The 13,174-nt window shown below is 38.2% G+C and carries 11 protein-coding genes, 1 pseudogene and 1 riboswitch; of the genes and pseudogenes, 3 read left to right on the top strand and 9 right to left on the bottom strand.

What is annotated here, in order from left to right; genetic code table 11:
* Positions 1-118 precede the first annotated feature (118 nt).
* Positions 119-198, bottom strand: a riboswitch (glycine riboswitch).
* Between the two features lie 276 nt (positions 199-474).
* The 3 genes from ACTJKA_RS18430 to ACTJKA_RS18420 all read left to right on the top strand — a co-directional run bounded on the left by ACTJKA_RS18430 (position 475) and on the right by ACTJKA_RS18420 (position 4,039).
* Positions 475-1,491, top strand: a complete 1,017-nt coding sequence (locus ACTJKA_RS18430) for a LacI family DNA-binding transcriptional regulator (RefSeq protein ID WP_125589233.1) — start codon at positions 475-477, stop codon at positions 1,489-1,491.
* 445 nt (positions 1,492-1,936) lie between these two features.
* Complete coding sequence (locus ACTJKA_RS18425; protein WP_007497314.1) at positions 1,937-3,118, top strand: MFS transporter; 1,182 nt, start codon at positions 1,937-1,939, stop codon at positions 3,116-3,118.
* An 18-nt stretch (positions 3,119-3,136) separates the two neighbouring features.
* Positions 3,137-4,039, top strand: coding sequence for a shikimate 5-dehydrogenase (locus ACTJKA_RS18420; protein WP_017368407.1), 903 nt, complete (start codon positions 3,137-3,139; stop codon positions 4,037-4,039).
* A 47-nt stretch (positions 4,040-4,086) separates the two neighbouring features.
* Here ACTJKA_RS18420 and ACTJKA_RS18415 read toward each other — a convergent pair whose 3' ends face one another.
* The 9 genes and pseudogenes from ACTJKA_RS18415 to ACTJKA_RS18375 form a co-directional block, all read right to left on the bottom strand.
* A complete protein-coding gene (locus tag ACTJKA_RS18415) occupies positions 4,087-5,280 on the bottom strand; it encodes an MFS transporter (protein WP_025208290.1) in 1,194 nt (397 codons plus the stop codon).
* A gap of 330 nt (positions 5,281-5,610) precedes the next feature.
* Positions 5,611-7,080 carry a glycoside hydrolase family 1 protein gene (locus tag ACTJKA_RS18410; protein ID WP_017359940.1) on the bottom strand — a complete coding sequence of 490 codons (1,470 nt, stop codon included), beginning with the start codon at positions 7,078-7,080 and terminating at the stop codon, positions 5,611-5,613.
* Between the two features lie 13 nt (positions 7,081-7,093).
* On the bottom strand, positions 7,094-7,942 hold the full coding sequence (licT, locus tag ACTJKA_RS18405; protein WP_017359941.1) for a BglG family transcription antiterminator LicT: 849 nt from the start codon (positions 7,940-7,942) through the stop codon (positions 7,094-7,096).
* A gap of 35 nt (positions 7,943-7,977) precedes the next feature.
* The gene (locus ACTJKA_RS18400) at positions 7,978-9,852 is read right to left on the bottom strand and encodes a beta-glucoside-specific PTS transporter subunit IIABC (protein WP_017359942.1); all 1,875 of its coding nucleotides are present in this window, start codon (positions 9,850-9,852) and stop codon (positions 7,978-7,980) included.
* Between the two features lie 413 nt (positions 9,853-10,265).
* The gene (locus ACTJKA_RS18395; protein ID WP_079920052.1) at positions 10,266-10,760 is read right to left on the bottom strand and encodes a YxiF family protein; all 495 of its coding nucleotides are present in this window, start codon (positions 10,758-10,760) and stop codon (positions 10,266-10,268) included.
* 447 nt (positions 10,761-11,207) lie between these two features.
* A complete protein-coding gene (locus ACTJKA_RS18390; RefSeq protein WP_265154208.1) occupies positions 11,208-11,873 on the bottom strand; it encodes a hypothetical protein in 666 nt (221 codons plus the stop codon).
* 20 nt (positions 11,874-11,893) lie between these two features.
* Entirely contained in the window at positions 11,894-12,433 is a 540-nt protein-coding gene (locus ACTJKA_RS18385) for a DUF2247 family protein (protein WP_072368310.1), read from the bottom strand.
* Positions 12,434-12,653: 220 nt separating this feature from the next.
* The gene (locus ACTJKA_RS18380; protein WP_024720470.1) at positions 12,654-12,983 is read right to left on the bottom strand and encodes a hypothetical protein; all 330 of its coding nucleotides are present in this window, start codon (positions 12,981-12,983) and stop codon (positions 12,654-12,656) included.
* Positions 12,984-13,036: 53 nt separating this feature from the next.
* Positions 13,037-13,174 (bottom strand): annotated as a pseudogene (locus tag ACTJKA_RS18375) (hypothetical protein); the annotation flags it as partial.

Raw genomic sequence — 13,174 nt, 5'->3', positions numbered from 1 at the left:
CTCTCAAAAAGTCCATAAAAAAAGAGATTGGATGCGCTCCAATCTCACGGTCATAAAAGAATAGCAAAATAGAGAAAAGCAATACACAGTATGATCCATGCATCACAAATACAATATTTCGTACTCTTCTGTCCTTTTGCCTGAGATTGTGAACCCTTCGGCGCCGCACATACATGCGGTCTCTCCAGAAGCTGCTCCTGCCATAGTGTGACCCACAGCAATCATAGCCTTCGATATTTACTTTAAATGTTGCTATTTCTGAATAATTTTATATTTTACGCCTCTAGATGAAAGCTGTCAATGGTAATCTTTTAAGATGTTGTCTCCTCCTTATCTGAAGCTGATATGACATCACTTCATCAACACCCCTTGATTAAGGTATAATGAAACAAAGAATGTTCGGCTCGTTTAGTGGAGACATCCATCTTGATGATGAACCATAGTTAGGCAATCCAATGAAGTTGGTGAAGACAAATGAAAAAAATGAACAAACAGCGTGTGACATTACAAGAAGTCGCTCGGCATGCCGGTGTATCGACTTCAACGGCCTCACTCGTTGTTCGCAACAACCCTAGGATCTCTGAAGCCACCCGGAAAAAAGTGCTGCAATCCATGGAGGATTTGGGATACGTGTACGATCGCGTCGCTGCTAACATGCGGTCGAAAAGTTCAAATATTGTAGGTGTGATCGTCACGGATATTTCAAACACCTTTATTTCTGAATTTTTAATCGGTGTGCAAACCACACTTGAATCACTTGGCTATACCGTTTTACTTGGGACAACCTTTGATAGTGTAGATAAGCAGGAGCGGCTCATCTCCACAATGGTAGAGCACCGAGTGGGTGGAATTATCTTAAATCCAGCATCGAAAAGTTCGACACGAACGGTGAAACAATTAAACAACATTCGCACACCAAAAGTATTGGCAAATCGTGAATTAGCAGATGTCCATTGTGATTATGTCGGTGTTGATTATGAACAAGGCACTTGGATGGCGGTCCGTCATCTTCTTCAAAAAGGACATCGCCGCATCGCCTTCTTAGGTGGAATCAAATCCTCCTCAACTTGGATTGAACGGATGAAAGGGTTCAAAAGAGCCCATGATGATGAAGACTTAACGATAGATGAATCTCTTATTATCGATATGGTGCCTACCCGTGAAGGCGGGAAAGAAGCCCTTGCCCAAGTGATTGACCTTCCCGAACCACCTACTGCTATTTTTTGCTTCAGTGATTTAGTGGCGTTTGGGGTGATTCAAGAATTGGCAGCGCGTGACATCAAGCCTGGTGAAGACATTGATGTAGTTGGGTTCGATAACATCCCTGAAGCGGAGATGTATCACCCGCCGCTCACCACAGTCTCATCATTTCCACGATCCATTGGAGTCAAAGCAGCCAACCTTTTGTATCATAAAATGAACGAGCAGGATGAAGAACTGCAGCGATTGATATTAAAGCCTCAACTTCATATTCGAGAAACCTCGACATGATCATGAAAAGGAGAATTGCAAAGCGATTCTCCTTTTTTTATTGAGCAAGTCAACTATTTCTTTATTACATTTTTCTTTTTTTAAATCGCAAAGTCATAAACTTGACACATTTTATACACAGGAGTATATTTATCTCGTTGCTTCTTTTAGTATATCGTTATACCTTTTGTGAACATATCGTTATTTATAATATCAACTACAGTTAAAGATGGATCTTTTGATTCTGATCAAATCGAGGAAGTCCATCAACTTATGATAACTGTTATTATTTTTAATTATTTAGTAGAACGATGTACTTATTTGAAGAACAGATGAATATTCATTATTTTTTTCATCAATCACACAAGGGGTGTTGTGATGGACTTAATATTATTTACGTTTAAGGAAATAACAAAGGGTAACAAGAATTTGGCCCGAACAGGGTTTCAAATATAGGAGTGGGAACATGAAAAATCCATACATTAAATCATCACTTGGCATGTACTTAAACTATTTCATGCTAGGCATGATCAATATTATTGTGGCATCAAACATGGAAAGCTTATCTGAACGCTACCATGTAGATATTCCAAAAATCAGCTTGCTTGTATCAGCAATCGGTATCGGTAAATTAATTGCTCTCTTTTTCTCTGGCCGGCTGGCAGACAGCTGGGGGCGAAAACCTGTCATTATTACAGGTAACTTTCTTTACTTATTATTCTTAATTGGGATTCCAACGACGACCAATTATACATTGGCTTTCATTTTTGCCATTTCCGCAGGGATTGCAAACTCATTGCTTGATTCAGGGACATATCCTGCTTTGACAGAGTCATTTCCTAAAAAAGCAAGTTCAGCTTCTGTATTAGTGAAGGCGTCTGTATCAATTGGTGCGACTGTTCTTCCATTTATCTTGGCATTCCTTATTGCACATGACATCTTCTGGGGCTGGGCATTCTTTGGTCTAGGACTTCTTTATTTACTTGTAGGCATTTACTTGATCTTTATGCCGTTCCCAAATCATAAGCAAACGGCTTCTCAAAACGATCTTCCCGTTCAAGAGCAAATGAAGGAAGAACCGAAAATGTTTGGTGAAGGTTTAGCTGTTGTACTTATGGGATTCACGTCTACTGCATTATTTGTCGTATGGCAAACTTGGCTTCCACAGCTCGGGTTGAAATTGATTGGGCTTGGTTCAGGACAAGCGACACAGCTTCTTTCTTATTTTAGTATTGGTGCACTCGTATCTGTTCTATTGCTTTCAATCGTATTAGATAAATTCATTTCACCAATTATGGTCGCTATTATTTACCCAATCGGGGCATTCCTTGCCATGCTTTCACTATTTCAAATCGAAACGTACGGCATTGTCATTGTTAGTACCTTTTTCTTAGGATTATTTACAGCCGGCATTTTCCAGTTGGCGATGAGTATTATGATGAAATTATTCCCTACAAACAAAGCAACGGCTTCATCATATGTCAACATTGCGGCAAGTTCAGCGTTTATCCTTGTTCCGCTGATTACAAGCGGACTCGTCAGCACGTACGATATTAAAATGACTTTATTCTTCGATATGATCATTGCGGTCATCAGCGTATTGTTAGCAGTCTTTGTTTTACGACGCATGAAAAAATTGTTTAGATAATTAAAGGAGATGTCAATCATGACAAACATACACGAACGTAATATTGATGGGAAAACAAAATTAGTCGGTCTTCTTGCAACACCAATCGGGCACAGCCTGTCACCACGGATGCACAACCTTGGCTATACACTAACAGGAATCAACTATGCTTACCTTGCTTTTGAGGTAGGAAATGATGAACTAGAAGCAGCAGTAAACGGGATGAAAGCAATGGGTGCAGCTGGGTTTAACGTATCCATGCCGAACAAAATGAAAGTACTTGATTACTTAGATGAACTAGATGATTCTGCAAGACATACTCGCGCAAGCAACACAGTTGTGAACAAAGATGGCAAGCTGGTTGGTTACAACACAGATGGTCTTGGTTACGTAAGAAACTTAATTGAACATGGTGTTGAATTAGCTGGACAAAAGGTTACACTCGTTGGATCTGGCGGCGCTGCAACTCCGATTGCCATTCAGCTTGCACAATCAGGTATTCGTGAAATTAGTATTTTTGCTCGTAATGATCAATACTTTGTTCAAGCAGAGGAAAATGTAAATTACATCAACAACGAAATGAAATCATTCGGTGTCAAAGCAAACATTTTCCCACTTGAAGACAAAGACGCTTTCCGTCGTGAAGTAGCTGAAAGTGCGATCTTAGCAAACGGGACAAGCCTTGGCATGAAACCATTAGATGAGCTCAGCATTATTGACGATACCCTTGATGTATTACGCAAAGACTTAATCGTAACAGATGTTGTCTACAACCCGCAAAAAACAAAACTTCTTGCTCAAGCACAAGAAGCTGGTGCCAAAACGATTAACGGTCTTGGCATGATGCTATGGCAAGGTGCCCTTGCGTACAAACTGTTTACTGGCGAGGATATGCCAGTTGAACAAGTGAAACAAATTCTATTTGAAAATGACCGTTTCTAAACGAAACACAGAAAAAAGACGACCTCCGCTTTGGAAGTCGTCTTTTTTTATTCGTGTATCATAATCCGGCGATATCGATTGAGGATATACATCGCCCCGATGATCGCAACAACAGCGACACCCGCATCAAATATAAAGATTTGCAAAATCGTAGCGTGGGTTTCGATCAAACCAGTGACAACCGGAATCACAATGGCGGACACTCCGCCTGCAGTTGAGATAATTCCTGTCATCGTCCCTTTGTTTTTCCAGAAGAACTCAGCCATTACGGTTAACGTCAGCTGAAAGACACCCGCTGTTGAAAAGCCCAATACAAATGCATTGACGGTCCCGATGACTGGAGACTTCACGACCAATAGCACACAGATAGAGGCTAATGTAATAATCGGATAGAGTAGCAGCACGGTGACCGGACGAACAATGCGGCGCAAAAGAAATGCGAGCAATAAGACAGACAGCAAACCGCCCATGCTATAGTAACTAAGCAGCTTCACAGCACTGCCAGAAGCCATCCCCAAAATTTCCTCACCGTACGTAGGCAGCCAAATTTGCGGCAAGGCGTACAGACCATTTGATGTAAAACTGATCACAATCAGTGCGACCCCTTCTCTCCAAAACGTAGGCTCTGATGAGAAGCGCGGAAGTCCATCATGCTCCGTCACCTGAACTTGCTCCACCTTGCGATGATTCGGAAATGGCAATGTCCACAACATCATCACATTCACTAAATAGATAAAAGCAGGTACAAAAAACGCAAATCCATAAAACAGATCATGCTCTGCTAAAAAGAAAATAGCGAGCGGCAGAATGGTCGCCCCAATCGAAATAAACGCCTTCACCATCACATTTGCAGATCCCGAGTTTTGAGGAAAAGCTTCCATTAAAGCCGGATACGTCCCTGCATCCATCGCCGAATTCGCCACCCCTGCCAAAATCGCAAACGCAAACGCGATTTGATAATTCGGAGACAATGGGATTCCAATGAGGAACACTGCCATCAGCACCCCCGAAACCAAAATGACCGGCTTTCGTCCAAAACGATCTGACAGTACACCCGATAGACCATACGTGAGCACCCTGCCAATACCGAGTGCAGATATCATATAACTAATCCCCGCACTATTTGTATCTAATTGTTTGATCAAAAATGGCATATTAGAAGCCAAAATAATATTGACCATACCTAATAAAAAATAATTGATATAAAGACTAGAAGCCGTTCTCAAATACGGATTCCTCATGCTGACACACCCCTCAACACATTGCAATGAAGTGACAAATAATGGTTACGCTTACAAGATTCATGCGTGAGGAGAAACAGCTTTGCAACCTTCACGTACTTGAAACATCTCATCATTTCATACAGCTTACATGCCCTTCATTTATCAAGCATCTCTTCAAATTTTCACTAGCTCTTATTTTATATGAATGTGAAAGGTAATGATAGTGAATTGCTTAAATTTGAGGGAAATGCATATCCATATGCATATCTTTTCTTTTACGAGCTGAAACATTCATCAATAAAAAATAGGAGTGGGTATACACCACTCCTTAAAAGATTTCTGACACATCTATTCGTTCATTTCCAGTCCATTTTGACGAATCACATTCTGGTACCAGTAAAAACTTTTCTTAGGTGTGCGATTTAATGTTCCATTTCCATCGTTATCTTGATCAACATGGATAAACCCATAACGTTTTTCCATTTCTGACGATGAATAGCTGATTAAATCAAGAATCCCCCAGCTCGTGTACCCCATCAATTCGACTCCATCCTCAATCGCTTCTAACATCTGCTGGAAATGCTGTTCATGATAACTAATACGATAATCATCATTGATCGTTCCATCCTGCTCCACCTGATCGTTTGCTCCTAATCCGTTTTCAACAATAAATAGCGGTAATTGATAGCGGTCGTATAGATCATTTAAAGAAATACGAATACCAATAGGATCGATCTGCCATCCCCACTCACTCACTTCTAAATAAGGATTCTTTACGCCACCTATCGTATTTCCGCTGACCGTTTCCATCCCTTCACTGTTTTCAGTAGCAACAAGTGAATTGTAATAACTAAAAGAAATAAAATCGACGGTATGAACCTTTAATAACTCGTCATCTCCTAGCTGTTTCTCAATGTGAATGTTTTTTTCTTTGAACAGTCGATGGATAAAACGTGGATACTCCCCGCGCACCTGTACATCTGTGAAGAACATATTAAATTGATTGTTCTTCGATGCCTTTAAAACATCTTTTGGATTACAAGAATAAGGATACGTTGTTAATTTCGTCAGCATACAGCCAATTTTTGAACCCGGGATCATTTCATGGCAATACTTCACTGCCAGAGCACTTGCAACAAATTGATGATGTAGCGCTTGATAAACAGCCTGCTCTACATTATCAAAACGCTCTGACACGATTCCTCCACTTGTAAACGGATGGCGAACAATGCTATCAATTTCATTGAAAGTCAGCCAATACTTGACTTTATCTTTGTATCGATCAAATACCACTCGACTAAATTTCACAAAGAAATCAACAACAATGCGGTGAGACCATCCACCATATTGATTGACTAAGTATAGCGGCATTTCATAATGAGATAGCGTAACGAGTGGTTCAATATCATGTTTCTTCATTTCATCGAATAAGCGGTCGTAAAACAATAATCCCGCTTCATTCGGCTCTTCTTCATCTCCCTTTGGAAAAATACGTGTCCAGGCAATCGAGACACGCAACGTCTTTAATCCCATCTCTTTGAAGAGCGCCATGTCTTCTGGATAACGATGATAAAAATCGACACCTCTTCGTTTCGGATAACCTTCAGCGGTATCTGCACGCATCGCTTGTTGAATTTGTTCTTCATCCACTTTATTGTGCTTTTTATAGTCAGACTTGCTGAGGCCTTTTTTAAAAATCGCCACATCAGCAGTCGATAGCCCTTTTCCGTCTACATTCCATGCACCTTCTGCTTGATTAGCCGCAATAGCGCCACCCCATAAAAAACCTTCTGGAAACTTTCTAACTTGATTAGACATCTCTCTTCCTCCCTTAAGACGATCCATTATTTCTTAAAACCACTCGATTGACATGAATAATTAAATACATTTTTTCGTCATTGGATATGGTGTAATCCACATTTGTTTTAATATATTTCTCGATTTTCTCCACACATTTCACTTCTTCAGGGTATTTCCTCATGATTTGATCGATTAAATCATGGTCATCTGTTTCAAGCATTTTGTTCTCCAGCAACCGCTGAACAAAGAACTGTAAATGTGTTAAAAACCTGGAGTAATTAATCGTATCTGTTGGAATATCGATCTTATAATGCATTTTAATGATGTTTAGAATATCTTTGACCATATTGGTCATCATCACGATTTGATTCAAATTGTCTTCTGTCTGCTGCGCATTTACTAGATGAAAAGCAATATTCGCTGCTTCTTCTTCCGGTAATTGAATACCTAGTTGTTTTTTTATTAGATCGAGTGCGTGCATACCAATGCTAAATTCCTCGGGGTAAAATTTCTTCACTTCCCAAAGCAGGCGATTTTGTATCGTGAGATGTTCCTTAAAGCGCTTTGTAGCCATAAAAAGGTGATCTGTTAGAGAAATATAAAGATGCTCATTTAAGTGTGTGGATAATCGATGCTTCGCATAGGAAATAATCTCATCCGTTATGATTAAAAATTCCTCTGGAGTCTCTCTCATGAGCTCAGCTAAATCATTTGACGTGCTTTGATCTTCTAGCACATAAATCTTTTGTATATCTTCCTCTTGAATAAGACTGCCAGGCTTATTTTTAAACCCGATCGCCTTCCCCATTACGATGATTTCCTTTCCATCATCTCGTTTAGCGAGAACCACACTGGTATTCAGCACTTTTATAATTTCCATACCATATCACCTTCCTGGTTACATTCAAAATCTATTTATAAGACAGTTAAAAGTGGCTGCTGATGACCAGAAGGATTGGTTTTTCCCTCTTGGGTTAAAATTTCTAAATAATCAGCCGAATTTGTAATGATCACTGGTGTTGTTGTGTCATAACCAGCCTTTTGTATACTCTGATCATCAAATTCAATTAAAAGCTGGCCTTGCTTTACTGTATCACCTTTTTGAACATGTGAAGTAAAATGTTGTCCATTTAAGTTAACGGTATCAATCCCAATATGAATAAGAACTTCAACACCTAAGTCTGACTTTAGACCAATCGCATGATTTGTATGGAAAATCATTTCTACTTGCCCATCAAATGGAGCTACTACTTTTCCATCGCTAGGTTGGATCGCTGCCCCCTTACCCATCACTTCTTCAGAAAATACTTTATCATTTACTTTCGCTAATGGGATGACAGCTCCTTTGATCGGTGCATAAATGACCTCACGATTTCTTGTGTTTTCTGTTGTAGAGATAGGCTCATTGCTCTTCTGGACGACTTCATTTTCTGCATCTTTAAAGCCAATGATGTAAACAGCAATAAATGCGACTACCGCTGAAATGACTGCACCAATAATGGCAAACGTAAAGTTTGAAGTCCCTTTTTCAATGAAAATCGGCATAGTGGCAATTCCAGGTGAAACCATGACAAACGCTTTCAGTTTAATTAATCCAACAAATATACCTGAAACCCCTGCTCCAATCATACATGCAAGTAATGTTTTCTTAAGCTTTAAATGGACACCGTATAATGCAGGTTCTGTGATGCCAAATAAAGCAGAAATTCCTCCGGACATCGCAATTTGTTTTAACTTAGGATCTTTTGTTTTAAATGAAACTGCCAAAGCACCTCCACCTTGTGCAAAATTCGCCGCTAACATGGCTACTCCAATGAGCGCATCATATCCAGGCGAAGCAAGGGAAGCGATAACAACTGGATAGAACACCTTCTGCATGCCAAACATCACGATAAAAGGTAAGAAAACAGCTAAAATTGCAACAGCCGCCCATCCCGCAGTTTGTTGTATCCATAGCACTCCCGCTGCTAACCCTGCGCCCAGATACATACCGAGCGGCCCTAGAAACAGTAAACCAATCGGCGCGACAATGATCATTGTGATTAAAGGAACCATAAAAATTTTGACGGGTCCCGGTGATAATTTATCCGCAAGCCTTTCAACATAGGACATAAGCCAAACAATCAATATAATTGGAATAACCGATGCGCCATAAGATACAGCTTTCAAGGGTATTCCAGCAAAAGCAACTGGATCGCCACTGCTAAACAAAGCTGTTAAGTTAGGATGTAATAAAACCCCAGCCAAAGCCATGGATACCATAGGGTTTGTGCCAAATTTTTGCGAGCTTGTATAGGCTAACAAAATCGGCAAGAAGAAGAACGCCGCATCTGAAATGATTTTCAACACCAAATAGGTCTGGCTATCTTCTTTCATCAAATTCAGCATCGGCAACAAAATCAACAAAGCCTTCAACATACCAGCACCGGCAATTGCAGGGATAATTGGTGCAAAAATGCCAGTGATTAAATTGGCAAAACGATTGAAGTATCCTTTGAAGCTATGATCTTTATTCTGGACAATTTGCCCGCTTGCTTCTGGGTTGTGATCAATAAGCTTTGCAAATTCTTTATAGACATAACCTACATCATTTCCAATAATAATTTGATACTGACCTGCTGTATCCGCTACTTGAATAACGCCATCAAGACGACTAATTTCTTCAGAGTTTGCACGTGAAGAGTCTTTTAATGTCAGCCTTAATCTCGTCATACAGTGGATCGCATTTTGAACATTTTCACTTCCACCAATATGCTTTAGAATGTCTTGAGCTAAGTCTTTATGGTTCATCAAAGTCACCGCTTTCATTTTTAATTATAGGAGCTCAGGCAACAAAAAAAGACCTGGATTGGGTGGGAATATACAAATACAGATATCCCATCCAATCTAGGTCTTGCCTGCCGAACAGTAACACGCCTTATTGAATGTACGCATTATTCTATTTTTAGCTTTTCATCGTTTCATGAAACCGCTTTTAACATGTTAATATCACTATAGTAAGTAATTTTTTAAACAAAAGCAACATTTTTCTTAAAAATCAAATAAAAAATGAATAAATATAGATCAAAGAGTCTGTTTTTATCAACCAAATGTACCTTTTCAGATGACTGATAGAGTGAGAAAGAATAAAACAAACTAAAAACGATGTCAACCTGACACCATTGAGAAACCCTGACTATCAAGAAAACCTTATCTCTTCGTCTCTACATCCCACTTTTAATCTCACAGCCCCAAATACTAAACTCATAAAAATATTCTGTACGCTCTATGCATAATCCAAAATGAAAATCCTCTGCTATTAAAATGAAATCTCCGTATCCACTTAAAAATTTGGTTTGCTCAAGAAGTTGATTTAAATGATGAAACACTTCATCCACATTTACTAAAAGCGCTTCAATTTCATGATCTCGGAAAAAAAGCAATCTCCCTTGTTTAGGAGTCTCTTTTATCCTCCCGACCATTTCATTTAACATTTGTGTAGACTTTTCAATATGCTCTAGATCGTTGTCTCCATGTATTTGACTTTTATGTTCTCTCGATTGCAGGAAAGTAAATACCTTCTGACAAAAAAATTGATTCTCTTCGACCTCCAAAAAAGGGGGTTCTGGAAGTGTCATATAGCTTAATTCGTTTATTAAGTGCTTTCTTCTGCTTTTTCTTTTTAAGGTTTCGATTTTTGTTTTTTTGTTTTTATTCATATTAGCCAGTTCAACATCTCCTTTCCATTTTGTATTTATCCTTACGATAAATACCTTATTAGATAATCAATTAATTTGTTAATATGCATCTTCATTCATAGATGTGAACAACTCACAACAGACTTGCAGCTAACCCTCCATTATAAGCTAGGAATTAAGAATATTACACATTATGGGGAGCATCATCGCTTTCATAAACAAGTTGCCCACATCGAAACCTTCCACTCCAATTTAAAATCAGAAGGGTTCTATCATCTTCACCACCTGACAATCACTACGCAGCGATTTTATAAAATACATATACCAATATTCGAGTTCAATGGAAATGAAACAACCAGTCACCGAAAGAGTTTCGACAACTGGCTGTTTCATACGGTGTTTTGCTCCCAGTCTCACAAAAACGAGAGAGCAAGTCCCAAATGTGGGGGTTGTTCTCTTTTAGAGATACTATGAATGGCTTTGTATTCGCTCCTGTATTTTCTGGGTATGATCTTGATTTAAAATCATTGCCAATTCGGCCTCATTTAGAACAGATCCCCATCTAAAGATAATTTCACCATTCAAACCATACTTCAAAAAAAGCGCTTGATAATCTACTTCATGACTATTCTGATCCAATCCTGAGTAAAACAAATCTTTTATAGATTCCTCTGAGAGCATAGAATCCCTTCTACTGGCAATCATGAAACTAGATTGATACTGATCCATTATTCGCAATGCCTTATCTAAATCAGGTTGAGGTACTTTGGCCATACTGACATAAAATTGATTTTCTTGTTCATCTAAAAGTAATTCTGGCCCCTTTTCAAAACCTGAAGTATTTATTTCCGAATCAATCGATTTCCATACTTTTCGGAATCTCTCTATTCGCGAATGTACATCATTTACTTTCTTACTTAGAAAGATATAAAAATGGTAATTAGTTAATTGACCGCTAAAAATTTCGATTAATTCATTTTGACAATAACTTTGAAAAGCCTCTATTCCACCATCATTTAAAAAGTGATATCCGTTTATACTATATACACTTAACTGTTTAAATTCATTTATTTTCTGATCTAACCACTTATAGTAGTTTGTCACACCTTGTTCGAATTCAAGTTTTATTTTCATTAGTCACCTTTAATCAGTAATTAAAATTGCTCGAATTGGACAACTGCTTTTTCTTTTTGTAAAAACTCATCAAAAAAAGATACTAATCTATTTATATTCTCTTCTTTTGAATATAGTAACGGATTATAACCATATGAAGGAGGCATATAATGAATAAATGGTTCCATATCCTCAGGGTAACCAAAATCAGCGTATACTTCACACAATTCATCCAATAACTCTTCAGGTGACTTCTTATTTTTTTCTTTTAAGTGAGACATTATACCATATCTCCATTTCCTTTTTTCAATGTCCCATTGGCTAGATTCTTCTTCTACCAAATCATTGTATAATTCTACTAATATCATTTGGAGTTTTCTATAATCCTCATCTGGATCGCCAGCACCCCAAGCTAATTCTAGGATTAAAGAATTTTCACATTCAGTATGATTAGATAAGTATTCCACTGCATACTTGCTTATTTCTTTGTATGAGATCAAATCTAGCCTAATTCCTACATATATAGTTTTCCAATCAACTTTTATTTTGTGATGTTTTAAATGCTCTAATGAAAAATACATAATTTAATACATTCCTTTTGTGATTAGACAAACTCTATTGTCTCCTCCGAGCTTTATCCAATTAACATTACACATTTTGATTTTATTAATTGAAATAGATGTTTTTAAAGATTTTTATCTCTCCCCTACACTTCGAAATATTGCTCCTTAAATACATTTGAATACCTCATATAAGTTAATCAACCTTCGTATTAAAGGTTTACTCAGTTAGGTTTAATTTTCACAAATTTAAAGTAGTCTTTACCTTGTCCAAAAGTAAATAAACTTGTGCCTCCTGTTCTGGAGTTTCAGCAACATACTCCATACAAATTTCCTCCAAGCAACTATAGAAATCTAGATTATCCATTACAATTTCATGATAAGATGCTGTGTCCATAAATATCATTACTCCATTATTAAATTCAACATCCTCTGAATGCTCTGGAAGTTCATATCCCATCATATGATCTTGCCAAGGTTCTCTGTGGGACAAACACTCTAACACCTCAACTAAATCATTCTTCAAAAAAGAAAAAAAGTCTTGAATAATCGCCTGCATATTTTTTAACATCAAGATCCTCCTAATTACTATATTTTTCCATTCTAATACTAGGTACAAGTACCAGCACTATCCTTCACACCCATCTTCCCATGAAATCCTTTCGCCCCAAACGGCAAAAGCATCCCTAGCGCCGCATTCATACTCGCTTCCTGCTGTTCTTTCGAGACTTTATTTCCAAACATATCTCGACCTGTAATTGC

Origin of the sequence: Bacillus sp. 22190 (genome assembly GCF_052045575.1) — a bacterium.
Lineage (GTDB): Bacteria > Bacillota > Bacilli > Bacillales > Bacillaceae > Bacillus > Bacillus altitudinis.
This window is presented reverse-complemented; position numbering and strand designations above follow the sequence as displayed.